General features: G+C 64.4%; 24 protein-coding genes and 1 other RNA gene. 13 read left to right on the forward strand and 12 right to left on the reverse strand.

All coding sequences use genetic code 11. The annotated features are described in order from the left end of the window. Nucleotides 1-148: 148 nt before the first annotated feature. Complete coding sequence (locus ACM62G_RS13305; protein WP_419737292.1) at nucleotides 149-2551, forward strand: TonB-dependent receptor plug domain-containing protein; 2403 nt, start codon at nucleotides 149-151, stop codon at nucleotides 2549-2551. A gap of 27 nt (nucleotides 2552-2578) precedes the next feature. Then, complete coding sequence (locus ACM62G_RS13310; protein WP_054058502.1) at nucleotides 2579-3226, forward strand: gamma-glutamylcyclotransferase; 648 nt, start codon at nucleotides 2579-2581, stop codon at nucleotides 3224-3226. A 151-nt stretch (nucleotides 3227-3377) separates the two neighbouring features. Here ACM62G_RS13310 and glpT read toward each other — a convergent pair whose 3' ends face one another. The 3 genes from glpT to ACM62G_RS13325 all read right to left on the reverse strand — a co-directional run bounded on the left by glpT (nucleotide 3378) and on the right by ACM62G_RS13325 (nucleotide 6582). Continuing rightward, on the reverse strand, nucleotides 3378-4727 hold the full coding sequence (gene glpT / locus ACM62G_RS13315; protein WP_054063599.1) for a glycerol-3-phosphate transporter: 1350 nt from the start codon (nucleotides 4725-4727) through the stop codon (nucleotides 3378-3380). Between the two features lie 154 nt (nucleotides 4728-4881). Further along, entirely contained in the window at nucleotides 4882-5502 is a 621-nt protein-coding gene (locus ACM62G_RS13320) for a flagellar basal body-associated protein FliL (protein WP_419737293.1), read from the reverse strand. Between the two features lie 102 nt (nucleotides 5503-5604). Continuing rightward, nucleotides 5605-6582, reverse strand: a complete 978-nt coding sequence (locus ACM62G_RS13325) for an NADPH:quinone oxidoreductase family protein (protein WP_416770937.1) — start codon at nucleotides 6580-6582, stop codon at nucleotides 5605-5607. 158 nt (nucleotides 6583-6740) lie between these two features. Between ACM62G_RS13325 and ACM62G_RS13330 the strand changes: the two genes are divergently transcribed. Next, nucleotides 6741-7154: a flagellar basal body-associated protein FliL gene (locus ACM62G_RS13330; RefSeq protein WP_054058506.1), complete on the forward strand. Its 414-nt coding sequence runs from the start codon at nucleotides 6741-6743 to the stop codon at nucleotides 7152-7154. Nucleotides 7155-7262: 108 nt separating this feature from the next. Here ACM62G_RS13330 and ACM62G_RS13335 read toward each other — a convergent pair whose 3' ends face one another. After that, on the reverse strand, nucleotides 7263-7712 hold the full coding sequence (locus ACM62G_RS13335; RefSeq protein ID WP_054058507.1) for an EVE domain-containing protein: 450 nt from the start codon (nucleotides 7710-7712) through the stop codon (nucleotides 7263-7265). 110 nt (nucleotides 7713-7822) lie between these two features. Between ACM62G_RS13335 and ACM62G_RS13340 the strand changes: the two genes are divergently transcribed. After that, a complete protein-coding gene (locus tag ACM62G_RS13340; RefSeq protein ID WP_017902648.1) occupies nucleotides 7823-8053 on the forward strand; it encodes a hypothetical protein in 231 nt (76 codons plus the stop codon). 51 nt (nucleotides 8054-8104) lie between these two features. On the opposite strand, the gene ACM62G_RS13345 is transcribed toward ACM62G_RS13340, so the two are convergent. From ACM62G_RS13345 to ACM62G_RS13360, 4 genes are all read right to left on the reverse strand, one after another. Continuing rightward, entirely contained in the window at nucleotides 8105-8710 is a 606-nt protein-coding gene (locus tag ACM62G_RS13345) for a 5-formyltetrahydrofolate cyclo-ligase (protein ID WP_419737294.1), read from the reverse strand. Between the two features lie 85 nt (nucleotides 8711-8795). Then, a non-coding RNA gene (gene ssrS, locus ACM62G_RS13350) (6S RNA) lies at nucleotides 8796-8974 on the reverse strand. A gap of 30 nt (nucleotides 8975-9004) precedes the next feature. Then, nucleotides 9005-9322 carry a cell division protein ZapA gene (locus ACM62G_RS13355; protein WP_054058508.1) on the reverse strand — a complete coding sequence of 106 codons (318 nt, stop codon included), beginning with the start codon at nucleotides 9320-9322 and terminating at the stop codon, nucleotides 9005-9007. After that, nucleotides 9319-9528 (reverse strand): TIGR02449 family protein, encoded by a 210-nt coding sequence (locus ACM62G_RS13360; protein ID WP_054058509.1) that lies wholly within the window; start codon nucleotides 9526-9528, stop codon nucleotides 9319-9321. The genes ACM62G_RS13355 and ACM62G_RS13360 overlap by 4 nt, the downstream gene beginning before the upstream one ends. A gap of 224 nt (nucleotides 9529-9752) precedes the next feature. Between ACM62G_RS13360 and ACM62G_RS13365 the strand changes: the two genes are divergently transcribed. From ACM62G_RS13365 to gcvH, 8 genes are all read left to right on the forward strand, one after another. Continuing rightward, nucleotides 9753-10307: a YecA family protein gene (locus ACM62G_RS13365; RefSeq protein ID WP_054058510.1), complete on the forward strand. Its 555-nt coding sequence runs from the start codon at nucleotides 9753-9755 to the stop codon at nucleotides 10305-10307. Between the two features lie 25 nt (nucleotides 10308-10332). Continuing rightward, nucleotides 10333-11667 carry a Xaa-Pro aminopeptidase gene (pepP, locus tag ACM62G_RS13370; protein ID WP_273825852.1) on the forward strand — a complete coding sequence of 445 codons (1335 nt, stop codon included), beginning with the start codon at nucleotides 10333-10335 and terminating at the stop codon, nucleotides 11665-11667. After that, the gene (ubiH, locus tag ACM62G_RS13375; protein WP_419737295.1) at nucleotides 11664-12851 is read left to right on the forward strand and encodes a 2-octaprenyl-6-methoxyphenyl hydroxylase; all 1188 of its coding nucleotides are present in this window, start codon (nucleotides 11664-11666) and stop codon (nucleotides 12849-12851) included. Before pepP ends, ubiH begins: the two co-directional genes overlap by 4 nt. Nucleotides 12852-12985: 134 nt before the next feature. Then, nucleotides 12986-14206: a 2-octaprenyl-3-methyl-6-methoxy-1,4-benzoquinol hydroxylase gene (locus ACM62G_RS13380; RefSeq protein ID WP_419737521.1), complete on the forward strand. Its 1221-nt coding sequence runs from the start codon at nucleotides 12986-12988 to the stop codon at nucleotides 14204-14206. A 231-nt stretch (nucleotides 14207-14437) separates the two neighbouring features. Next, on the forward strand, nucleotides 14438-15439 hold the full coding sequence (locus ACM62G_RS13385; protein WP_054061502.1) for an extracellular solute-binding protein: 1002 nt from the start codon (nucleotides 14438-14440) through the stop codon (nucleotides 15437-15439). 143 nt (nucleotides 15440-15582) lie between these two features. Then, entirely contained in the window at nucleotides 15583-17199 is a 1617-nt protein-coding gene (locus ACM62G_RS13390; RefSeq protein ID WP_419737296.1) for an ABC transporter permease, read from the forward strand. 156 nt (nucleotides 17200-17355) lie between these two features. Next, a complete protein-coding gene (gcvT, locus tag ACM62G_RS13395; RefSeq protein ID WP_054061164.1) occupies nucleotides 17356-18438 on the forward strand; it encodes a glycine cleavage system aminomethyltransferase GcvT in 1083 nt (360 codons plus the stop codon). Between the two features lie 59 nt (nucleotides 18439-18497). Continuing rightward, nucleotides 18498-18881, forward strand: coding sequence for a glycine cleavage system protein GcvH (gene gcvH / locus ACM62G_RS13400; protein ID WP_054061165.1), 384 nt, complete (start codon nucleotides 18498-18500; stop codon nucleotides 18879-18881). Between the two features lie 134 nt (nucleotides 18882-19015). Here gcvH and ACM62G_RS13405 read toward each other — a convergent pair whose 3' ends face one another. Further along, a complete protein-coding gene (locus ACM62G_RS13405; RefSeq protein WP_054063592.1) occupies nucleotides 19016-20155 on the reverse strand; it encodes a DegT/DnrJ/EryC1/StrS family aminotransferase in 1140 nt (379 codons plus the stop codon). A gap of 244 nt (nucleotides 20156-20399) precedes the next feature. On the opposite strand from ACM62G_RS13405, the gene gcvP reads away from it, so the two are divergent. Continuing rightward, a complete protein-coding gene (gene gcvP, locus ACM62G_RS13410; RefSeq protein WP_419737297.1) occupies nucleotides 20400-23273 on the forward strand; it encodes an aminomethyl-transferring glycine dehydrogenase in 2874 nt (957 codons plus the stop codon). Nucleotides 23274-23344: 71 nt separating this feature from the next. On the opposite strand, the gene ACM62G_RS13415 is transcribed toward gcvP, so the two are convergent. The 3 genes from ACM62G_RS13415 to ACM62G_RS13425 form a co-directional block, all read right to left on the reverse strand. Then, entirely contained in the window at nucleotides 23345-23662 is a 318-nt protein-coding gene (locus ACM62G_RS13415; RefSeq protein ID WP_054061175.1) for a DUF2388 domain-containing protein, read from the reverse strand. Between the two features lie 67 nt (nucleotides 23663-23729). Then, nucleotides 23730-24179: an NfeD family protein gene (locus ACM62G_RS13420; protein ID WP_054061168.1), complete on the reverse strand. Its 450-nt coding sequence runs from the start codon at nucleotides 24177-24179 to the stop codon at nucleotides 23730-23732. A 10-nt stretch (nucleotides 24180-24189) separates the two neighbouring features. Further along, on the reverse strand, nucleotides 24190-25110 hold the full coding sequence (locus ACM62G_RS13425) for an SPFH domain-containing protein (protein WP_054061169.1): 921 nt from the start codon (nucleotides 25108-25110) through the stop codon (nucleotides 24190-24192). Nucleotides 25111-25133: the final 23 nt, after the last annotated feature.

Raw genomic sequence — 25133 nt, forward strand, 5'->3', positions numbered from 1 at the left:
TTTATTACATATCATTAGGCTATATGTCATCGGACTACCGGCCTGTATCAGCCAATCATCAACACAATGACCGACACCGTTCGCCACACGGACCGATCGTGCGAACTCGGGGCATGAAGCCCCGACTTTGGATTCCAAGGGGAGCGGTATGGGGAGCAACACGCAACACCGGCTGTACTCGGCGATTTTGTCCGCTCATTTGCTGACCGCCGCAGGCGCGATGACTTTCACCCAGGCGGCCGCCGCCGATTCGAATGACACCACGGCCGATGCGCCGAAACTCGATACCGTCATTGTCACCGGTACCCGCGCCCAGGAGCGCACGGCCAGCGGTTCGCTGTCGCCGATCGACGTGATCAGCGGCGACAGCCTGCGCAGCAGCGGTTCGGATGAGCTGGGCACGGTGCTGGCGCGGCTGATTCCCTCCATCAACTTCCCGCGCCCGTCGCTGGTGGATGGCGCCGAGCTGGTGCGCCCGGCGCAACTGCGCGGGCTGTCGCCGGACCAGGTACTGGTGCTGGTCAACGGCAAGCGTCGGCACACCAGTGCCTTCGTCAATCTCGGCGGTGCGGTGGGGCGTGGCTCGGCACCGGCCGACCTGAATGCGATTCCGATTTCGGCGGTCGACCATATCGAGGTGCTGCGTGACGGCGCCTCGGCCCGCTACGGCTCCGATGCGATTGCCGGGGTGATCAACGTGATCCTCAAGAGCGCCGACCACGGCGGTTCTCTTTCCAGCAAGTTCGGCGAGTACAAGAAGGGCGACGGCATTCACCGTCAGCTCGACGGCAACAGCGGCTTCACCCTGGGCGACAACGGCTTCTTCAACCTTTCCGGTGAGGGTTCCGACAACGACTACACCAACCGTGCCGGCAAGGACTACCGCCCGGCCAGCGTCGGTTCGACGACCTATGGCCAGCAGGTGTTCCGCCAGGGCGAGCCGGCCACCAACGAGGGCAAGGTGCAGTTCAACTCCGCCTACAGCTTCAACGAGGCCGCCGAGTTCTACAGCTTTGGCGGCTACAGCAAGCGTCGGGGCGAAACCGCGGCGTTCTACCGGGCGAGCAACGCCTCGAACAACATTCCGGCGATCTTCCCCAACGGCTACCTGCCGCTGATCCATGGCAATCTCGAGGACACCTCGCTGGTGCTCGGCCTGCGCGGCCTGCTGGCGGACGACTGGCACTACGACCTGTCGGCCAACTACGGCAAGAACGAGTACGAACTGCGCACGGAAACCATCAACACCTCGCTGGGCCTGAACACGCCGCGCAAGTTCGACAACGGCACCCTGAGCAACGACCAGCGCCAGCTGAACTTCGACCTGTCGCGAGAGTTCAACCTCGGCTGGCTGCCCTATCCGGTGTCGCTGGCGCTGGGCGCCGAATACCTGCGCCAGGGCTACCAGATCAGCGCCGGCCAGCCCGAGTCCTACTACCAGAGCGGCAGTTCCGGCCTGGGTGGTTTCCGCGCCGCGGATGCCGGCAGTTACTCGCGGCACAACTTCGCCCAGTACCTGGACCTGGAGACCCACTTCACCGAGAAGCTCAGCGCCTCGGCGGCGGTGCGCCATGAGGACTACAGCGATTTCGGCTCGAACGTCAGTGGCTCGCTGTCGGCGCGCTACGATTTCACCCCGCAGGTGGCGGTCCGCGGCAGCATTTCCAACGGCTTCCGGGCGCCGTCCCTGGCCCAGCAGAACTTCACCTACACCTCGTCGCAGCTGATCGGGTCGACCGTCCAGGAAGCCGGTACCTTCGCCGCCAACAGCCAGGTGGCGCGCCTGCTCGGGGCCGAGGACCTGAAGGCGGAGAAATCTCGCAACTACAGCCTCGGCCTGGTACTGGAGCCGGCGGACAACCTGACGGTGACGGCCGACTTCTACCGGATCGACATCCGTGACCGCATCAGCCTCTCGTCCAACCTGGTGCTGAACAACGCCGCGATCAACTACCTGCAGGCCAACGGTGTCGGCAACATCAACTACACCAGCGCGCGTTACTTCACCAACGCCACCAATACCAGCACCAACGGCATCGACCTGGTGGCCAACTATCGTTACCTGCTGGATAACGGTGCGCGCTGGAACAGCACCCTGGGCTACAACTACAACCGGACCAAGGTCACCGATGTGAAGGACAACCCGGCGATCCTCAATCAGTTGGGGGTCAACCTGGTGCGGGTGGATCGTCGCGAACGGCTCGGCCTGCTCGGCGACACCACGCCACGGCACAAGCTGACCTTCGGCAACGACCTGAGCTTCGGCAACTGGGTGCTGCACAGCAATCTGACTCGCTATGGCTCGTTCACCAGCTACCAGGCCGACGCGATCAACGACCAGACCTTCAAGGCGGCCTGGCTGCTGGACCTGGCGGCGGACTACAAGCTCAAGCAGTGGACCTTCACCCTGGGCGGTGACAACGTCACCGACAAGTACCCGGAAAGGCTCAGTGCCTTCGCCAACAGTGGCGGCAACCTGGCCTATAGCACTTATTCGCCGTACGGTTACAGCGGCGCGTTTTATTACGGTAAAGTGACTTACAACTGGTAACTATCGAGGAGCCCCACGCGATTCGTCATGGCTGCTACAGATCCTGTTTTGCCGGGTTTGGCTTATCCGCCGCGCCTTGAGCTGGGGGCGCAACTGACCCACGAACAATTGCTCAGCTCGATGCAGGCCACCATGGCCCGGCACAAGGGCGGGCCGGTCTGGTTGTTCGCCTACGGCTCGCTGATCTGGCGGCCGGAGTGTTCGGCGGTGGAGCGGGTGCGCGGGCGGGTCCACGGTTATCACCGTGGCCTGTACCTGTGGTCCCATGAACATCGTGGTACGCCGGAACTGCCGGGGCTGGTGTTCGGCCTGGATCGCGGGGGTTCCTGCAGCGGCTTTGCCTATCGGTTGCCGGAGGACCAGCTGGAGGCGTCGCTCTACGCCCTGTGGCAGCGGGAGATGCCGGTGCCGTCCTATCGACCGCACTGGCTCAACTGTCGCCTGGAAACCGGGCAGACGGTGCAGGCGCTGGGGTTCGTCCTGGAGCGGCACCTGCCCAGCTATGCCGGCAACCTGCCCGACAGCATCCTGACCCAGGTGTTGCAGAGTGCCTGCGGGCGTTACGGTACCACCCGTGACTATGTCGAGCAGACCGCCAGCGCCTTGCGCAGCCACGCGATGCCGGATCGTAACCTGGAGGCGAGGCTCAAGCGCTGCCGTTCAGGCTCACACTGAGTTCCAGGAGTACGCAAGTGAGGTGTCTTGCGCTGGACCCTTGTGGGGAGCCAGCCTGCTGGCGATAGCGGTGCTGCTATCGCCGCAGGCCGTGTCGAATGGCGGCCCTTGGCGGATCGCCAGCAAGCCGGCTCCCACAGGGTGAGGTGGGTCAGGCGATCGCGCTACGGCTCGTGCTGGCCGCCCGGGTGTGCCACAGGGTCGGTGCCAGGAACGCCATGGACAGCAGGCAGGCCACCACCAGCAGGACGAAACCGCCATCCCAGCCGAAGTGGTCGACGGTGTAGCCCATCGCCGCGCTCGCTGCGACCGAACCGCCCAGGTAACCGAACAGGCCGGTGAAGCCGGCAGCGGTACCTGCGGCTTTCTTCGGTGCCAGTTCCAGCGCCTGCAGGCCGATCAGCATCACCGGGCCGTAGATCAGGAAGCCGATGGAAAACAGCGCGATCATGTCGATGGTCGGGTTGCCGGCCGGATTGAGCCAGTACACCAGCGTCGCCACGGTCACCAGGCCCATGAACACCATGCCGGTCAGGCCCCGGTTGCCACGGAAGATCTTGTCCGACATCCAGCCGCACAGCAGTGTGCCCGGAATCCCTGCCCACTCGTAGAAGAAGTAGGCCCAGGAGGTCTTGTCGACGTCGAAGTGCTTGGCTTCCTTGAGGTAGGTCGGTGCCCAGTCCAGCACGCCGTAGCGCAGCAGGTAGACGAAGACGTTGGCCATGGCGATGTACCAGAGCATCTTGTTGCGCAGCACGTACTTGACGAAGATTTCCTTGGCGCTGAACTCGCTTTCGTGGCTGGCGTTGTAGCCTTCGGGGTAGTCGTCCTTGTACTGCTCGATCGGCGGCAGGCCGACCGACTGCGGGGTGTCGCGCATGGTGATGAAGGCAAAGGCCGCAACGGCCAGGGCCACGCTCGCCGGGACGTAGAACGCCGCATGCCAGTCGTTGAACCAGCCCATGCCGAGCAGGAACAGCGGGCCGATCAGGCCACCGCCGACGTTGTGCGCCACGTTCCACACCGAGACCACGCCGCCGCGCTCCTTCTGCGACCACCAGTGCACCATGGTCCGTCCGCTGGGCGGCCAGCCCATGCCCTGGGCCCAGCCATTGATGAACAGCAGGATGAACATCATGGTCACGCTGGAGGTTGCCCAGGGCGCGAAACCGAAAATGAACATGATCGCGGCCGAGATCAACAGGCCGAAGGTCAGGAAGTAGCGAGGGTTGGAGCGGTCGGACACCAGCCCCATGAGGAACTTCGACAGGCCGTAGGCGATGGCGATCGCCGACATCGCCACGCCCAGGTCACCCCGGCTGTAGCCCTCGTCGATCAGGTACGGCATGGCCAGGGAGAAGTTCTTGCGCAGCAGGTAGTAGCCGGCATAACCGAAGAAGATCCCGGCAAAGATCTGCCAGCGCAGGCGTCGGTAGGTGCTGTCGATTTTTTCCTCGGGCAGCGGTGCCCGGTGTGCGGCAGGTCGAAAGAAGGCAAACATTCAAGAGCTCCAGGTTTCTTGTTTTGACTGCGGATGCGAATGTTACATTTTCGTTACCGAAAATAGCAGGCTTTCTCATCCGCAAATGTAGGAAATGGAGTGTTCTTGATGTTGTTTTATGAACATGTCGCGAAGGAATAAATGAAGGACGCTTTCAGGGCGTGCCACCATCGCCTGGCAGCAGGTGCTCCTGGATCTTCTCGCTGCGGGACTGGATCAACTGCCCATGGTCGTCGAAGCGCAGCACGAGCAGCCAGTCATAGACATCCTCCGGCCAATGTTTCTGGCCGATGATCTTTTTCACATCCGCGCCGAAGGCCCCGATCAGGTTGTCGATCTGGCCGTGATGCCAGGCAATCAGCAGCACCGCTGCCCGGTTGGTCTTGCCCAGCGACTTGACCAGCTTGTCCACGTCCTTGTCGGCGTAGGGCTGTTCGATTGGCAGTTGCAGGCGTTGCGACAGTGGGGTGAGGGTCAGGCGCGGGCGGTCGCTTTGCTTGCTGTCGCTGGTGGCGATCAGCCGTTGGGGCACGAGGCCCTGGCCTTCGAGTTGCAAGGGGGCGAAGTAGTGGGCGTAGGCCTGGGCGCGTTGTTCGCCTCTGGGGCTGAGGCCACGGCCCTGGTCGGGCTTCTCCGCGTGCCGGACGATCAGCACCGTGGCATTGCTCAGGCCCGGCGTTGTCTTGTCGTCCTGGTGGGCCTGGGCGGTGAAGGGCAGCACCAGGGCCGATAGCAGCAGGGCGCCGGGCAGCAGCTTTTGCAGCAGGGGAATCATCGAATTGCCTCCATGGGGTAGAAAAAGCGCCCGTGATGGGCGCTTCCTGTCCGTGGGGCTGAATATAGCCCTGTTCGCTGCCGGCGCCTCGTGAAACCCGCTTCAGCGTACCTGCACCACCACCTTGCCCACCGCCTTGCGCTGGCCCAGGTCGTCGATGGCTCTGGCCGCTTCAGCCAGCGGATAGGTCTGCGACACCAGCGGCTTGAGCTTGCCCTCGGCGAACCAGGCGAACAATTGCTGGAAGTTTGCCGCGTTGTCCTGGGGCTGGCGCTGGGCGAATGAGCCCCAGAACACCCCGACCACCGCGGCGCCCTTGAGCAGCGCCAGGTTCACCGGCAGTTCGGGGATGCGCCCGCTGGCGAAGCCTACCACCAGCAGCCGGCCATTCCAGGCAATGGCGCGTACGGCCTGGTCGAACAGATCGCCGCCCACCGGGTCGTAGATCACGTCGGCACCGTTGCCATCGGTCAGGCGCTTGATCTCGTCCTTGAGGCTGGTTTCGCTGTAGTTGATCAGTTCATCGGCACCGGCGGCCTGGGCCACCGCGAGTTTTTCGGCGCTGCTGGCCGCGGCGATCACCCGTGCACCCATGGCCTTGCCGATCTCCACTGCCGCCAGGCCGACACCGCCGGAGGCGCCGAGCACCAGCAGGGTCTCCCCCGGTTGCAACCGGGCGCGCTGCTTGAGCGCGTGCATCGAGGTGCCGTAGGTCATGCTGAAGGCTGCTGCGCTGGTGAAATCCATCGTGGCCGGAATCGGCAGCACGTTGTAGCCCGGTACCGCCACTTCCTCGGCAAAGCTGCCCCAGCCGGTCAGGGCCATGACCCGGTCACCGACCTTGAGGTGGCTGATCTTTTCTCCCACGGCCGTGACCACCCCGGCCGCTTCGCCACCGGGCGAGAACGGGAAGGGCGGCTTGAACTGGTACTTGCCCTCGATGATCAGCGTATCCGGGAAGTTCACCCCGGCAGCATGCACCTGCAGCAGGATTTCGTTCTTTTTCGGCGTCGGACTCGCGATTTCCTCCAGCACCAGCGTTTCGGCAGTGCCGAAGGCTTTGCACAGTACGGCTTTCATCGGGCTATTCCTTTGGGAGTGGTGGCCGATAAGTGTAGGAGCGTGAGTCGAAGGGTCAACGAGCATGCCCTGGCCTGATAGTCGCCTATAAGCTTTGTGCTTGGGCTCGACGGCAGGGCTCGCTATGCTAGACCGCAACCAGGATTGAGGAGCGAATCGTGAAAGCGTGGATCATGTTGATGGTGGCCTTGTCGCTGCCGATGGCGGCAATGGCGGAAGAGGCCAAGGAAGGCGAGGGCGCGGCGCCCAAGGTCAGCTATATCAGCCTGACCCCGCCGTTCGTGGGCAACTATGGCCTGGACGGCAGCCCCAAGCTCAAGGTCTACAAGGCCGACGTGGCGGTGCGTGTGACCGGTGACGCGGCGGCCCAGGCGGTCAAGGCCAACGAGCCGTTGATCCGCAACCAGTTGGTGGCGCTGTTCGCCCAGCAGACCGTGGACTCGATGAGCAACGTCGAAGCCAAGGAAAAGATGCGTCAGGAAGCCCTCAAGCAGGTCCAGCAGGTGCTGACCGACGAGACCGGCAAGCCGCAGGTGGAAGACCTGCTCTTCAACAACCTGATCGTACAGTGAGCCGGCATTTGTCGTATCGGCCCGGGTGTTTTCGCGGGCAAGCCGCGCTTCTACCGTCTTGAGTCGTATTGGTAGGCGCGCGGCTTGCCCGCGCATGGGCCGCCGCCGTCAACGCAAGGCCAGAACCGCTGCCCACTGCTCTGCCGTCACCGGCATCACCGACAGGCGGCTGCCTTTGTGCACCAGTGGCATTTGCGCCAGTGCGGCCTGCTGTTTCAGGTAGCCGAGCCCGAGCACCTTGGCGAAGGTCTCGACATGCCCGACCTGCAGGGCGCTCCAGGGATTCTTCTCGGGCGTGGCCTTGGGGTCGTGGTAGTGGCTTTGCGGGTCCAGCGCCGTCGGGTCCGGGTAGGCCGCCGCGACGATCCTGCCGATTCCGGCAATCCCCGGCTCCGGGCAACTGGAGTGATAGAAGAAGAACTCGTCGCCAACCGCCATGGCCCGCAGGAAGTTGCGCGCCTGGTAGTTGCGGACACCGTCCCAGCGGGTTTCGCCCAGCTTGGCCAGGCCTTCGATCGAGAGCTCGTCCGGCTCGGATTTCATCAGCCAGTAGGCCATGGTGGTGCTCCTTGGGCAGTTTGTCGGGCAATTTCATACAAACCGACGGTCGGTTGACGCCAGCGTTTGCGTAGTGGTTCACGTTATCGCAAAATGCCGGAATTTTAAGCTTGACGCTGCTGCACGGCCTAATCATCAAACCGCTGCTGTCATCGTATGTGATTTGCCTAGGGGGGCAATCGATGAAACGCAAACCGGATTTACTATGGACTTTGGTTATTTTGTTCGGTTTGGGTGTGGTGACAACGGGTTATGCCCAGGGCCTGTGGTCCGGCAAGAAGGACGCTCCCGTCGAGATCGCCCAGCAGCAGCCCCAGCAGTCGACCCTGTTCAAGCGTTGATCCCGCCAGAAAGGCGTCGCCATTCGCGTTGACGCCCTTGTTCCACTCGCTTCAGCCTGCGATATACCACGCACTGCCTGTGACCGTTCCGCGCAGCGGCACATCCCAACTGGCCTGATCCAGTCTCGCCACTTTCTGGCATTCATGGGCCAGCCCCAGCAGCGTCGGCTTGCGCCAGCTCTTGCGGCGCGACTGATAGGCCAGGCTGCGATCGTAGAAGCCGCCGCCCATGCCCAGGCGTCCGCCGAGCGGGTCGAAACCGACCAGCGGCAGCAGCACCAGGTCGAGCGCCCAGACCTTGCGCTGGGCGGCCGGGTTGATTCGTGGTTCGAGAATGCGGAAGCGGTTGGGCCGCAGCTTTTCCCCGGGGCGAATCCGCTGGAACACCATCTTGGTCCGCGGCCAGGCGCTCAGCACCGGCAGATAGGTGTGCTTGCCACGACGCTGGGCCTCGCGCAGCAGCAGGCGCGGATCGATTTCGCCGTCGTTCGGCAGGTACAGGGAAACATGGCGGGCACGGCGGAACAGTGGGTGTTGCGCCAGTTGCCGATACAGGCCGCGTGCGGCCTGGCGTTGCTCGCCGGGCGTAAGGGCGCGGCGCGCCTTGCGCAGCAGTCGTCGAAGTTGCGGGCGGGAAAGCGGCGCAGGTTCGGTCATGGATTCGTGCTGCAGGCAGTGGAGCGGCCAGGACGGCGGCCCGTGAAGACCCCTGTCGGCATTCACCGACATGGGCCTGGAAATCAGGCTCCCCGGATGAACCGCTGTCGACTTAGCCCTTGAACCCGAGAGTTCAAGGTGGAAGGTGCAGTAGGCGTTAAGGCTTTCCGTCTAGCGGACATGCACACCGGCCCAACGTGCAAATTCCAGGGTAGTGCAAATCGGCTCAGGGACATCGTCAACTGGCAAGCACCCCAGGGAGTGATGCCAGTATAACCGAAAGGGCTGTGGGAATCAGCCTTTGCTGGTGTCCGAATCGGAAGACAGCACCAGGTCGACCCGCTCAAGCAGGTCACGCACCTGTTCGCGTGTCGAACTGCTGGCCTGCACATCCGGGCGCTCCTGTTTGTGCAGCAGGTCGTGGGTGATGTTCAGCGCGGCCATCACGGCGATGCGGTCGGCACCGATCACCTTGCCGCTGCTGCGGATCTCGCGCATCTTGCCATCCAGGTAGCGCGCGGCGCTGATCAGGTTGCTGCGTTCCTCCTGGGGACAGATGATCGAATACTCTTTATCGAGTATCTGCACGGTAACGTTATTGCTTGAACTCATGAGTCTTGCTCCAGGGCCTTGAGGCGCGTAATCATCGATTCAACCTTGCGCCGGGCGATTTCGTTCTTTTCAATAAGGTGTGCGCGCTCCTCGCGCCAGGTCTTTTCCTGAGCTAATAGGAGTCTGTTTTGGCTTTTTAGTTGCTCGACCCGGGTAATCAACAGTTCGAGTCTGGCCATCAGCGCGTGCAGGTCGTTGTCTTCCATTCATTATCTACTTTGATGTCGACTGAATATGACTGATGAGCGGTCGTGACTGGAGCGTTTGGGCTCTGTCCGAAATGTATCGGCGCTCGCCCAGGCCGCGCTGAAAACATTTCGTCCAGACCCTGGCAAACGAGTTGTCCGCCTCGATGGTCTTGGCGGGCCCTCGAATGCTAGGATACAAGGCCTTCATTCTAGACATTGCGCCGTTCGGCGCCTAGCCGCCCATGCCTATTCAGAATTCCCCCTATAACGCCTTTGCCACCCTGCTGAGCAGCAACGGCCATCCGGTCTCGCCGGCCGAACTGCACGGCCTGTTGCTCGGTCGCAGCTGCGCCGGTGCCGGCTTCGAGGCCGACAGCTGGCTGGTGGATGCCGCCGAACTGCTCGAAGGCGAGCCGCAGGACAACGTGCGCAACGCCCTGATCGGCCTGCAGGAGATGGTCAAGGGCGAACTGACCAGCGACGACATGACCGTGGTCCTGCTGCTGCCGAGCGACGACGCGCCGCTGACCGAACGTGCCGCCGCGCTGGGCCAGTGGTGCCAGGGCTTTCTCGCCGGTTTCGGCCTGACCTACCGTGCCAATGCCCTGAGCATCGAGGCCACCGAGGTGCTGCAGGACCTGGCCGCCATCGCCCAGGTCCAGGACGCCCTGGAAGAGTCCGACGACGGCGAGAACGACTACATGGAGGTCATGGAATACCTGCGTGTTGCGCCGCTGCTGCTGTTCACCGAGGTCAACAAGCCGGCCGAGCCGGCTGCCAAGCCTTCGCTGCACTGAGTTCGAAAGGGAGTTCCGTCTGCCCATGATCCATATCCCGAAAGCGGAATACGCCCGGCGGCGCAGGGCGCTGATGGCGCAGATGGAACCCAACAGCATCGCGATCCTGCCGGCGGCTGCGGTGATGATCCGCAACCGCGATGTCGAGCATGTCTATCGCCAGGACAGCGACTTCCAGTACCTCAGCGGTTTCCCCGAGCCCCAGGCGGTGATCGTGCTGATCCCCGGCCGGGCCCACGGCGAATACGTGCTGTTCTGTCGCGAACGCAACGCCGAGCGCGAACTCTGGGACGGTCTGCGTGCCGGCCAGGAGGGCGCGATCCGTGACTACGGGGCGGACGACGCATTTCCCATCAATGATATCGACGACATCCTGCCGGGCCTGATCGAAGGGCGCGACCGGGTGTATTCGGCGATGGGCAGTAACCCGGAATTCGATCGGCACGTGATGGACTGGATCAACGTGATCCGTTCCAAGGCCCACCTCGGCGCGCAGCCGCCGAACGAATTCGTTGCCCTGGATCATCTGCTGCACGACATGCGCCTGTATAAATCGGCGGCAGAAGTGAAGGTCATGCGCGAGGCCGCGGCGATTTCCGCTCGCGCCCATGTGCGGGCCATGCAGGCGGCGCGGGCCGGCCTGCATGAGTTCAGCCTGGAAGCCGAGCTGGACTACGAGTTCCGCAAGGGTGGGGCGAAGATGCCGGCCTACGGTTCGATCGTTGCCGCCGGACGCAACAGTTGCATCCTGCACTACCAGCAGAATGACGCGGTGCTCAAGGAGGGTGACCTGGTGCTGATCGATGCTGGCTGCGAAATCGACTGCTATGCCAGTGATATCACCCGTACCTGGCCGGTCAGCGGCAAGTTTTCGCCCGAGCAGAAGGCGATCTACGAACTGGTGCTGGCTGCCCAGGAAGCGGCGTTCGCCGAGATCGCCCCGGACAAGCACTGGAACCAGGCGCACGAGGCGACGGTGCGGGTGATCACCCGCGGCCTGGTGGAGCTGGGGCTGCTGGAAGGCGACGTTGACGAACTGATCGAAACCGAGGCCTATCGGGCCTTCTACATGCATCGCGCCGGCCACTGGCTGGGGATGGATGTGCATGATGTCGGCGACTACAAGGTCGGCGACCAATGGCGCGTGCTGGAGGTCGGCATGGCGCTGACAGTGGAGCCGGGGATCTACATTTCCCCCGACAACCAGAACGTGGCGAAGAAATGGCGCGGCATTGGCGTGCGCATCGAGGACGACGTGGTGGTGACCAGGCAAGGTTGTGAAATTCTGACCGGCGGTGTGCCCAAGACCGTGGCCGAGATCGAGGCCCTGATGGCCGCTGCGCGGGTGTCTGCAGCATGAGCCGGGCCAATCTGGCGATCATCGGCGGTGGCCTGGTCGGCGCCAGCCTGGCCCTGGCGTTGCAGGCCGGGGCCAAGGCACGTGGCTGGAAGATCGTGCTGATCGAACCCTTCGCCCCCGGCGACAGCTACCAGCCGAGCTATGACGCGCGTTCGTCGGCGCTCTCCTTCGGCTCCCGGCAGATCTACGAACGTCTGGGGCTGTGGCAGCCGATTGCCCAGCGCGCCGAGCCGATCAGGCAGATTCATGTGTCCGACCGCGGCCGTTTTTCCACGGCACGGCTGTCGGCCATGGAAGAGGGCGTGCCTGCCCTGGGCTATGTGGTGGAGAACGCCTGGCTCGGCCAATGCCTCTGGCAGGGGCTGGACCAGGAGGTGGTCAGTTGGCGCTGCCCGGCCGAGGTGACCCGCCTGCAGCCACTGGAAGGCGGCTATCGCCTGAGCCTCAACGATGACACCGTGCTCGACTGCGAGCTGGCCGTGCTGGCCGACGGTGGCCGTTCCGGCCTGCGCGAGCAACTGGGGATCGGCGTGCGCAAGCGGCCGTACAACCAGAGCGCGCTGATCGCCAATATTTCACCGGGCGAAGCCCATCACGGCATGGCCTTCGAGCGGTTCACCGACGAAGGGCCGATGGCCCTGCTGCCGTTGCCGGACAACCGTTGTGCACTGGTCTGGACCCGGCTCGGGATGGACGCTCAACGGCTCGCGCAACTGGACGAGCGCAGCTTCCTCAGCGAGTTGCAGGGCGTGTTCGGTTATCGCCTCGGCACCCTGAAGCAGGTCGGCGCGCGACACCTGTACCCGTTGACCCTGGTGGAGGCCGAGGAACAGGTCCGCCCGCACCTGGCGGTGCTGGGCAACGCGGCCCATAGCCTGCATCCGATTGCCGGACAGGGCTTCAACCTGTCCCTGCGCGATGCCCAGGCCCTGGCTGAAGCCTTGCTGGCCAGCGAGGCGCCACTGGGCGACTTTGCGACCCTGCGCGGCTACCAGGAACGCCAGCGCCTGGACCAGACACTGACCGTCGGTTTCTCCGACCGGGTCACCCGGCTGTTCGGCAGCGGCCAGCCGCTGGTCGCCCTGGGGCGCAACCTTGGCCTGCTGGGCCTGGACCTGCTGCCGCCGGCCAAGCGCTGGTTCGCCCGCCAGGCCATGGGGCTGGGTACGCGTGCCGATGTCTAGAGTCTTGTGGTGTCTCTGGCCACCACGAATCCTGTAGGAGCCGGGCTTGCCCGCGAAGGGGCCATCAAGGCCGCCAAAAAGCTTCGCGGGCAAGCCCGGCTCCTACATCACTTGCTAAGGTTTGAAGCATGGAAATGCGCGCAGATGTGCTGATTGTCGGGGCCGGGATGGTGGGCAGTGCCCTGGCCCTGGCGTTGAAAGACAGTGGCCTGCAGGTGCTGCTGCTCGACGGCGGGCCGATGAGCGTCAAACCGTTCGACCCGCAGGCGCCGTTCGAAGCTCGGGTGAGTGCCCTGTCGGCCGCCAGCCAGCGCATTCTCGAGCGCCTGGGTGTATGGCCTGGCATTGCCGGGCGGCGCGCCAGTCCCTACCGCGACATGCAGGTCTGGGACGGCAGCGGTACCGGGCAGATTCACTTCTCGGCGGCCAGTGTGCACGCCGAGGTGCTCGGGCATATCGTCGAGAACCGGGTGGTCCAGGACGCCTTGCTCGATCGCCTGCACGACTGCGACATGGGCCTTCTGGCCAATGCGCGGCTGGAGCAGATGCGCCGCTCCGGCGATGACTGGCTGCTGACCCTGGCCGACGGTCGCAAGCTGCGTGCGCCGCTGGTGGTGGCCGCCGACGGCGCCAATTCGGCGGTGCGGCGCCTGGCCGGTTGTGCAACGCGGGAATGGGATTACATGCATCATGCCATCGTGACCAGCGTGCGCAGCAGCCAGCCGCACCGGATGACCGCCTGGCAGCGTTTTACCGACGACGGTCCGCTGGCGTTCCTGCCGCTGGAGCGTGACGGCCAACAGGACTGGTGTTCGATCGTCTGGTCGACCACCCCGGGTGAGGCGGAGCGCCTGATGGCACTGGATGAAGCCAGCTTCCGCCATGAGCTGGAGCGCGCCTTCGAAGGGCGCCTCGGCGAGGTGCTTGCCGTTGACCTGCGTGTCTGCGTGCCCCTGCGCCAGCGTCACGCCAAGCGTTATGTCGCCGAGGGGCTGGCGCTGATCGGTGACGCGGCGCATACCATCCACCCGCTGGCGGGGCAGGGCGTGAACCTGGGTTTCCTCGATGCCGCGGTGCTGGCCGAAGTGCTGCTGCGGGCGGTCGAGCGTGGCGAGCGGCTGGCCAGTGTGAAGGTGCTCAGCCGTTTCGAGCGTCGGCGCATGCCGCACAACCTGGGGTTGATGGCGGCGATGGAGGGTTTCGAGCGGCTGTTCCAGGCCGACCCGCTGCCGTTGCGCTGGCTGCGCAATACCGGCTTGAGGGTGGTCGACCAGATGCCCGAGGCCAAGGCGCTGTTCGTGCGCCAGGCACTGGGCCTGACGGGGGATCTGCCGGAGCTGGCCAGGGCCTTGTAGGTGCCGGTGTCCGGTGTGTCCGCGAAAGTGTTCTGGAGAGCGCTGAAGGCTTCGCGGGCAAGCCCGGCTCCTACAGAAGCATGAGTCCTGAGGCGCCTTGATAGGGCAGATGGGAAACCCGTGGTGAATCTGTGCAACATCTGGTAACGCCTCCGTGCCGACTTCGGTTGAGGGCGCAAATGTGAGTCACTATCATTTCGCGCTTACTTCCGCACTTGAGGGAACGCTCCCATGCCGGCACCGAAGCGTCTACTGACAGCCCTGGCCCTGACCCTGATGGCGGGCGCCGCCCACGCTGCCGATGAGGTGGTGGTCTACTCCTCGCGAATCGACGAACTGATCAAGCCGGTGTTCGATGCCTATACCCGGAAGACCGGGGTCAAGGTGAAATTCATTACCGACAAGGAAGCGCCGCTGATGCAGCGGATCAAGGCCGAAGGCGAGAATGCCACCGCCGACCTGCTGCTGACCGTCGATGCCGGCAACCTCTGGCAGGCCGAACAGATGGGTATCCTGCAGCCCTTCACCTCGAAGACGATCGACAGCAACATTCCGCTGCAGTACCGCTCCTCGGCCCATCAGTGGACCGGCTTGAGCCTGCGCGCGCGAACCCTGGCGTATTCCACCGAGCGGGTGAAACCGGCGGACCTGACCACCTACGAGGCACTGGCCGACAAGCAGTGGGAAGGCCGCCTGTGCCTGCGTACGGCGAAAAAGGTCTACAACCAGTCGCTGACCGCCACCCTGATCGAGGTGCATGGCGCCGAGAAGACCGAGCAGATTCTCAAGGGCTGGGTAAACAACCTGTCCACCGACGTGTTCTCCGATGACATCGCGGTGCTCGAGGCGATCAACGCCGGGCAGTGCGACGTCGGTATCGTCAACACCTACTACTACGGGCGCCTGCACAAGCAGAACCCGAACCTGGCGGTGAAACTGTTCTGGCCGAACCAGGGTGATCGTGGCGTGCACGTGAACCTGTCGGGGATCGGCCTGACCAAACATGCCCCGCACCCGGAAGCGGCCAAGGCGCTGGTGGAGTGGATGACCACGCCCGAGGCCCAGCGGATCTTCGCCGATGTGAACCAGGAGTTCCCGGCCAACCCGGCGGTGCCGCCGTCGGCGGAAGTGGCGAGCTGGGGCAAGTTCGTCCCCGACGCCCTGCCGGTGGAAATTGCCGGCAAGCGCCAGGCCGAGGCGATCCGCCTGATGGACCGCGCCGGCTGGAACTGACAACACCATCCTATCTCTTGTAGGAGCGCGGCTTGCCCGCGAATGAGGCGATGCGGTGTTCCAGTGGCACTGCGTCATCGTTCTTCGCGGGCAAGCCACGCTCCTACAAGGGCGCTCACACACAACCCCAACCGAGAAGTTTCTTGGCCCACCCCATCCAACGCCGCTGGTACCCCCTGGTCTTCGCCGTCGCGGCCCTGGTGCTGTTGCCGCTGAGCGTATTGTTGCTGTCCTGGCAGTCGATCGACGCGCAGATCTGGACCCACCTCTGGGATACCCAACTGCCACGCCTGCTGGGCAACACCCTGACCCTGGTGGCTGGCGTCGGGGTCGGTGTGACCCTGCTGGGTGTCAGCCTGGCCTGGCTCACCAGCCTCTGCCAATTCCCCGGCCGGCGCTGGCTCGACTGGGCGTTGATGCTGCCCTTCGCCATTCCGGCCTATGTGCTGGCCTTCGTTTTTGTCGGCCTGCTGGATTTCTCCGGCCCGGTGCAGACCCTGCTGCGCGAAGTCTTTGGCAGCGGCCTGCGGCTGCCGCGGGTGCGCTCCACCGGTGGGGTGATCCTGGTGCTGGTGCTGGTGTTCTACCCCTATGTCTATCTGCTGGCGCGCAGCGCGTTCCTGGCCCAGGGCAAAGGCCTGATGGAAGCGGCGCGGGTGCTCGGCCAGTCGCCCTGGCAGGCGTTCTGGCGGGTGGCCCTGCCGATGGCGCGGCCGGCCATCGGTGCCGGGGTCGCGCTGGCGCTGATGGAGACCCTGGCGGATTTCGGCGCGGTGTCGGTGTTCAACTTCGACACCTTCACCACCGCGATCTACAAGACCTGGTACGGCTTCTTCAGCCTGTCCAGTGCCGCCCAGCTGGCCAGCCTGCTGCTGCTCGCGGTGATGCTGGTGCTCTATGGCGAGCGGCGGGCCCGCGGTGCCAGCCGGGCCGGCAACGAGCGGCCCCGGGGCAGTGCGCTGTACCGCCTGAATGGCCTCAAGGCCTGGGCGGCCAGCGGCTGGTGCCTGCTGGTGTTCGCCTGCGCTTTCGTCGTGCCATTGCTGCAACTGCTGGCCTGGTTCTGGCGGCGCGGGCGCCTCGACCTGGATGAGCGCTATACCGGGTTGATCCTGCATACCCTGTACCTGGGCGGCATGGCCGCACTGCTGACCGTGGCGGTGGCGATGCTGCTGGCCTTCGCCCGTCGCCAGGCGCCGACCCGGGCGATCCGCAGTGGCGTCAGCCTGGCCAACCTCGGTTATGCGTTGCCCGGCTCGGTGCTGGCGGTGTCGATAATGCTCGCCTTCAGTTACCTGGACCGCGAACTAGTGATCCCGCTGTCGAGCTGGTTCGGCGGGGCCGGCAAGCCCCTGCTGCTGGGCAGTCTCTCGGCCCTGCTGCTGGCGTACCTGGTGCGTTTCATCGCGGTGGCCTACGGGCCGTTGGAAAACAGCCTGGAGCGCATTCGGCCGTCGTTGCCGGAGGCCGCTCGCAGCCTGGGGGTGGGCGGGCCGCGACTGTTTTTCAAAGTGTATCTGCCGCTGCTGTTGCCCGGTACCCTGAGTGCGGCATTGCTGGTGTTCGTCGATGTGCTCAAGGAAATGCCGGCGACCCTGCTGATGCGCCCGTTCGGCTGGGACACGCTGGCGGTGCGGGTCTTCGAGATGACCAGCGAGGGCGAATGGGCGCGGGCCTCGTTGCCGGCCCTGACCCTGGTGCTGGTCGGCCTGTTGCCGGTGATCGGTCTGATCCGGCGTTCGGCAAGGCAAATCGGTTAGGTGCCAGGTCGGTTCCTTGCGGCTACAATGCGCGGCATTCGGTGTGGTCCGTCTGACAGACCGGGTTCCGGAATACGGCTCAAGGCCCCATTCATAAAGGGCTGAAGCCAGTCCGGCGCCTGTCCGCACCTTCGCCACGCCCGGAAGGAGAAACCCATGGGACAGCGCACGCCTCTGTATGACCTGCACCTCGCCCTCGGCGCGAAGATGGTCGATTTTGGCGGTTGGGATATGCCTCTGCACTACGGCTCGCAAGTCGAGGAGCACCACCAGGTGCGTCGCGACTGCGGGGTTTTCGATGTCTCGCACATGACGGTGATCGACGTTGCCGGCAGCCAGGCCAAGGCCTGGTTGCAGCACCTGCTGGCCAATGATGTCGAGCGACTCGACAGCCCGGGCCGCGCGCTCTACAGCGCCATGCTCACCGAGCAGGGCGGGGTGGTCGATGACATGATCGTCTACCGCACGGATGCCGGTTACCGGCTGGTGGTCAACGCGGCCACCCGCGACCAGGACCTGGCGTGGATGAACGCCAGGCTCACCGGCTTCGATGTCCAATTGCTGGAGCGTCCCGAGCTGGCGATGCTGGCGATCCAGGGCCCGCAGGCCCGGCACCGGATCAGCGAACTGGTGAGCCAGTCCCGCAGCCAACTGATCCAGCAGCTCAAGCCCTTCGAAGGCCGCAGTGACGGCGACTGGTTCATTGCCCGCACCGGCTACACCGGCGAGGATGGCCTGGAAATCGTGCTGCCGGCGCAACAGGCCCCGGCGTTCTTCAACGACCTGGTCGGGGCCGGTATCTCGCCGATCGGCCTCGGTGCCCGCGATACCCTGCGCCTTGAGGCCGGGATGAACCTTTACGGCCAGGACATCGACCTGAATGTTTCGCCGTTGGCCTCCAACATGGCCTGGACCATCGCCTGGGAACCGGCGGGGCGCGACTTCATCGGCCGCGCTGCCCTCGAGGCCGAAAAGGCGGCCGGGCCAAGCCTCAAACTGGTCGGTCTGGTGCTGGAGGAGCGCGGTGTCTTGCGTGCGCACCAGGTGGTTCGTATCGCCGACGTTGGCGAAGGAGAGATCACCAGTGGTAGTTTCTCTCCTACGCTTAGCAAGTCGATTGCTCTGGCGCGTGTTCCCGCGGCTACGGCCGACCGCGCTGAAGTTGAAATTCGCGGCAAATGGTACCCGGTTCGCGTGGTAAAGCCGACGTTCGTGCGTCATGGCAAAACCCTGGTCTGATCTTATCCGGCGAGCCTGTGCCGCAGGCCGCTGACACTTTTTCTCGAGGACTCTTGAATATGAGCGTTATCCCTAGCGATCTGCGTTATGCCCAAAGCCACGAATGGGCCCGCCTGGAAGCCGATGGTACGGTGACCGTCGGTATCAGCGACCACGCTCAGGAGGCGTTGGGGGATGTGGTGTTCGTCGAGTTGACCGAAGTCGGCAAGACCTTCGCGGCAGGTGATGCGGCGGGTGTGGTGGAGTCGGTGAAGGCCGCTTCCGATATCTATGCACCGGTGTCCGGTGAAGTGATCGCGGTGAACGAGGAACTGGCCGATTCGCCGGAGCTGCTCAACGAAGAACCCTACGAGTCGTGGATCTTCAAGCTCAAGCCGAGCGACAAGTCCGAGCTGGACAAGCTGCTGGATGCCGCTGGCTACAAGGCCTCCATCGGCGAGTAAATCGGGCGCAAGGCCCTGGGGCCCTATTCGCGGGCAAGCCACGCTCCTACAGTTTTGAGTCGTCCGTAACTTTGTGTACGACCGACAACCTGTAGGAGCGTGGCTTGCCCGCGAATAGGGCAGGCGCCTCGGTCTCAGCGCGACAGGGCGGCCTTGACCGCCGCCACCGAGCGCTCGACATCGGCCTGGGTGATCACGTTGAACATCGGCAACGAAACGATCAGGCGCCCGACCCGCTCGGCGATCGGGAACATGCCTTCCTTGAAGCCGCGGGCGCGGTACAGGCTCAGCAGGTGGATCGCCGGGTAGTGGTAGCCGATGCCGATGCCCTGCTGCTTCATGTCCTCCATGAAGGTATCCCGTGCCGGACGACCGTCCTGGCGCTCAGGCAGCACCAGCTGGAACATGTGCCAGTTGCTGTGGGTGAAGTCCTTCACCGGCAGTTGTGCGCCGTACTTCTCCTCGAAATCGCTGCCGAAGCACTCGAAGTAGTACTCGGCCATCGCCCGGCGATGGGCGGTGATGGCGTCGACCTGGGCGAACTGCCCCAGACCGATGGCCGCGGCGACGTCGGTCATGTTGAACTTGCCACCGAGCACGTCCACGTCCAGCCCGTCATGACCGCTGCGGGTCACGCCCTGCAGGCGATATTTCTCCGCCAGGCGTGCTTCCTCGGCATTGTTCAGCACCAGGCAGCCGCCCTCGGAGGAGGTGATGTTCTTGTTCGCCTGGAAGCTGAACGAGACGAAGTCGCCGAGGGCGCCGATCTTCTGGCCTTTCCACTCCGAACCCAGGGCCTGGGCGGCGTCTTCGACGATGCGCAGGTTGTGCTTCTTCGCGATGGCGTAGAGGCGGTCCATGTCCACCGGCAGGCCGGACAGGTACACCGGAATGATCGCCCGGGTGCGTGGGGTGATGGCGGCCTCTAGCTTGTCCAGGTCGATGTTGCGGGTCACCGGGTCGATGTCGGCGAACACCGGGGTGGCGCCGACTTCGATGATCACGTTGGCGGTGGCGACCCAGGAAATCGGCGTGGTGATGACTTCGTCACCCGGGCCGATGCCGGCGATCCGCAGGGCGATTTCCATGGTGCAGGTGCCGGAGTTGAAGGTCCGCACCGGACGCCCGCCGAAGTATTCCGACAACTGGGCTTCGAAGGCCGCCACCTTGGGACCGCTGGTGATCCAGCCGGAACGCAGGACGTCGGCGACCGAGGCAATGGTCGCTTCGTCGATGGTGGGTTTGGCGAAAGGCAGGAAAGGAAGTTGGCTCATGGGGTCGTGACGTCCGATGTTTAGAGGCCGGGAAATGTTCCACAGGCGGTAAAGAGTAGACAGCAATGCCGCGATGCCATCGATCATACTGATTTGATGTGAAATTTCGGTGCTTTTTGCTGTCCTGACGCTGAACGGATGCTTCGCGGCGGTCGGGGTGACGGGCTGCTATGCTGCTTGCACAGTGTTCGAAACGCGGTGCTCGCCCGTGTTGCCCAGCGCGCGCCGCCAGGAGAGAGCCCTAATGTCCGAGTTGCCGTCCCTGCGCCAGTTGCGAGACTCCCAGGCCTTTTTGCGCCGTCACCTGGGGCCCGATGCCAGCGAGCAGCAGGCGATGCTCGCCGCCCTCGGAGTGGCGAGCCGTGTCGAGCTGATCGAGCAGACGGTACCGCCGGCGATCCGCCTGAACCGCGAGCTGGAGCTGCCGGCGGCCCTCGACGAGCAGGCGGCGTTGAGCCGGCTGCGTGGCTACGCCGAGCAGAACCAGCTCTGGACCAGCCTGATCGGCATGGGCTACCACGGCACCCTGGCGCCGACGGTGATCCTGCGCAACGTGCTGGAAAATCCCGGCTGGTACACCGCCTACACCCCCTATCAACCGGAAATCGCCCAAGGGCGGCTGGAAGCCCTGCTCAACTTCCAGCAGATGACCATCGACCTGACCGGCCTGGAGTTGGCCAACGCCTCGCTGCTCGACGAGGCCACTGCGGCAGCCGAGGCCATGGCCCTGGCACGGCGGGTGGCGAAGTCGAAAAGCAACCTGTTCTTCGTCGACGAGCACTGTCATCCACAGACCCTTTCCGTGGTGCGCACCCGCGCCGAGGGCTTCGGTTTCGAATTGCTCGTCGGCCCTGTGGATAAATTGAGCCAACACAAGGTGTTCGGCGCATTGCTGCAGTACCCCGATACCCATGGCGAGGTTCGCGACCTGCGGCCGTTGATCGAGCAGTTGCACGCCCAGCAGGCGCTGGCCTGCGTGGCCGCCGACCTGTTGAGCCTGCTGCTGCTGACGCCCCCCGGCGAACTGGGTGCCGACGTGGTGTTCGGCTCGTCCCAGCGCTTCGGTGTGCCGATGGGCTATGGCGGGCCGCATGCGGCGTATTTCGCCACCCGCGACGAATACAAGCGGGCGATTCCCGGGCGCATCATCGGCGTCTCCCGGGATGCCCGCGGCAACCTGGCTCTGCGCATGGCGCTGCAAACCCGCGAGCAGCATATCCGCCGGGAGAAGGCCAATTCGAACATCTGCACGGCCCAGGTGCTGCTGGCCAACATCGCCGGTTTCTACGCGGTCTACCATGGCCCCGAGGGCTTGCGGCGCATCGCCCAGCGGGTTCATCGACTGACCTGCATCCTCGCCAGCGGCCTTGAGCGCAAGGGCATTGCTCGGCTCAACCGGCACTTCTTCGACACCCTGACCCTCGATGTCGGCGGCAGCCAGACGGCGATTCTCGAAAGCGCCCGGGCGGCGCGGATCAACCTGCGGATTCTCGGGCGCGGCCAACTGGGCCTGAGTCTCGACGAAACCTCTGACGAAACCACGGTGGCTCGGCTGCTGGATATCTTCCTCGGGGTCGATCACGGACTGGACGTCGCCGAACTGGACGCCGAGAGCCTCGATGCCGGTATCCCGGCGGAACTGCAGCGGACTTCCACGTACCTGACGCACCCGGTGTTCAACAGCCATCACAGCGAAACCGAGATGCTGCGCTACCTCAAGCAGCTGGAGAACAAGGACCTGGCCCTCAACCAGTCGATGATCCCGCTGGGCTCCTGCACCATGAAGCTCAATGCCAGCAGCGAGATGATCCCCATCACCTGGCCGGAATTCGCCAACCTGCACCCGTTCGTCCCCCGTGAACAGGCGGCGGGCTATACCGCGATGATCGCCGAGCTGGAGCGTTGGCTTTGCGCGATCACCGGCTTCGATGCGATCTGCATGCAGCCCAATTCCGGGGCCCAGGGCGAATACGCCGGGCTGCTGGCGATCCGCAAATACCATGAAAGCCGCAAGCAGGGCGCGCGCAACATCTGCCTGATTCCGGCCTCGGCCCACGGCACCAACCCGGCCTCGGCGCAGATGGCCGGCATGCAGGTGGTGATCGTCGAATGCGACGATGCGGGCAACGTCGAGCTGGAAGACCTCAAGGCCAAGGCCCGGGAAGCCGGCGACAGGCTGTCATGCCTGATGGCGACCTATCCCTCGACCCATGGCGTCTACGAGGAGGGTATCCGCGATATCTGTGAAGTTATCCACAACCATGGCGGCCAAGTGTACATGGACGGCGCCAACCTCAATGCCCAGGTCGGCCTGGCGCGTCCGGCGGATATCGGCGCCGACGTGTCGCACATGAACCTGCACAAGACCTTCTGCATCCCCCACGGCGGCGGTGGCCCGGGCATGGGGCCGATCGGCGTGCGTGCGCACCTGGCGCCGTTCGTCGCCAACCATCCGGTGGTGCCCATCGACGGCCCGCTGCCGCAGAACGGCGCGGTCAGCGCCGCGCCCTGGGGCAGTGCGAGCATCCTGCCGATCAGCTGGATGTACATCGCGATGATGGGGCCACAACTGGCCGACGCCAGCGAGGTGGCGATCCTGGCCGCGAACTACCTGGCGCAACAGCTCGGCGGGGCGTTCCCGGTGCTCTACAGCGGGCGCAATGGCCGGGTCGCCCATGAGTGCATCCTCGATCTGCGTCCCCTCAAGGCACAGACCGGCATCAGCGAGGAGGACGTGGCCAAGCGGTTGATGGACTACGGCTTCCACGCGCCGACCATGTCGTTCCCGGTGCCGGGGACGCTGATGGTCGAGCCGACCGAGAGCGAGTCGAAAGCCGAGCTGGACCGCTTCGTCGAAGCCATGCTGAGCATTCGCGCGGAAATTGCCGAGGTGCAGAGCGGCAACTGGTCCGCCGAGGACAACCCGCTCAAGCGGGCGCCGCACACTCTGGCGGATATCACCGAGGGCTGGGAACGTCCCTACAGCATCGCCCAGGCGGTCGTGCCGACGGCGCACACCCGGGCCCACAAGTACTGGCCGACGGTGAACCGGGTGGACAACGTCTACGGCGACCGCAACCTGTTCTGCGCCTGCGTACCGCTGGACGACTATCGCTGAGTGCATCGCATGATGAAAAACGCCGACTGATCGTCGGCGTTTTTCATCGATTCAAGCTGCAAACCTGGCGATCACTCTTCGGCCAGGGCGTTCTTGGCCAGGATCGCATTGGCCAGCTCCATGTCGCTGGCCTTCAGGTCCGGGTTGTCGGCCCGCACTTTCTGCATGGCGGCTTCCAGGTAGGGGCCACGGATCGCGCCATCGCTGGCGACGAAGCTGCCGGCGTCATCCTGGGCGGCGACGATCAGCTTGTGGTCCTTGAAGGTCAGGTAGGTTGAACCGGTGGTTGCGCCGGACGAAATGACGTTGCGCCAGAAGCCGTCGGCCATGGCCGAACCAATCGGGAGGGACAGCAGCGCCAGGGTGGCGACAGCATATTTGAGACGCATGATGGTGACTCCGCTTGGGTGATATGCAGCATTGGATTGTGCTCACCGAGACGGAGTTCCATTGCCCTCATTCAACTGTTTCGACCTGCAGGACGGTGCCGTGCTGCGCGATCACCCGGACCCGTGCGCCCACCTCGGCATCCGGGCCGGTGACCAGCCACACACCGTCGCCGACCTTGATCTTGCCGCGCCCGCCGCTGATCGGCGAATGCACCACGAAGACCCGGCCGATCAGCTCATGGCCGCGTTCGTTGAGCCCCGGCTGGTCGCTGACGATGTTGGCGGCGCGCTGGCGCTTCCACCAGAACACCGCCGTCAACACCGACAGCAGGCCGAACAGCAGGAACTGCAGGGTCCATGGCAGGCCGGGTATGACGAAGGTCAGCACACCGACCACTGCGGCGGCGATGCCGACCCACAGCAGGTAGCCGCCGGTGCCGAACACCTCGAGGATCAGCAGCAGGGTGCCGAGGGCCAGCCAGTCCCAGAAGGACAGATGTTGCAGGAATTCCCACATGGCCGTTGCCTCAGGTCTTCTTGCCGTCGAAGGTGGCCTTGACGATTTCGCCGATGCCGCCGACCGCGCCGATGACCTGGCTGGCCTCCAGTGGCATGAGGATCACCTTGCTGTTGTTGGCCGAGGCCAGCCGGCCCAGGGTTTCGACGTACTTTTGCGCGACGAAGTAGTTCACCGCCTGGACGTTGCCGTTGGCGATCGCCTCGGACACCACCTGGGTGGCGCGGGCTTCCGCCTCGGCCTGCCGCTCGCGGGCCTCGGATTCGAGGAAGGCGGCCTGGCGGTTACCCTCGGCCTCGAGGATCTGCGCCTGCTTCTTGCCCTCGGCGGTGAGGATCGCCGAGGCGCGCAGGCCTTCGGCTTCGAGGATCTGCGCACGCTTGACCCGCTCGGCCTTCATCTGCCCGGACATCGCCGCCATCAGGTCGGCGGGCGGGCTGATGTCCTTGATCTCGATCCGGGTGATCTTGATGCCCCACGGCGCGGTGGCTTCATCGACGGTGCGCAGCAGGCGCTCGTTGATGGTGTCGCGCTGGCCGAGCATGGCATCGAGCTCCATGGAGCCGAGCACGGTGCGGATGTTGGTCTGCAACAGGTTGCGGATGGCATGTTCGAGGTTGTTCACCTCATACGCGGCCTGGGCGGTGTTGACCACCTGGAAGAAGCACACGGCGTCGATCTGCACCGTGGCGTTGTCGGAGGTGATGACTTCCTGCGGCGGGATGTCTAGCACGCTTTCCATCACGTTGATCTTGCGCCCGATGCGGTCCATGACCGGGACGATGATGTTCAGGCCCGGCTTGAGGGTGGTGGTGTAGCGGCCGAAGCGCTCCACCGTCCATTGGTAGCCCTGGGGTACGACCTTGAAGCCCATGAAGACGATGGCGATGGCCAGGCCGACGAAGAGCAGAAGTACGCTGCCGATTTGCATGACGATTCCCTGTTCAAGTGATT

The organism is Pseudomonas sp. COR18 (assembly GCF_048568395.1).
Lineage (GTDB): Bacteria > Pseudomonadota > Gammaproteobacteria > Pseudomonadales > Pseudomonadaceae > Aquipseudomonas > Aquipseudomonas fuscovaginae_B.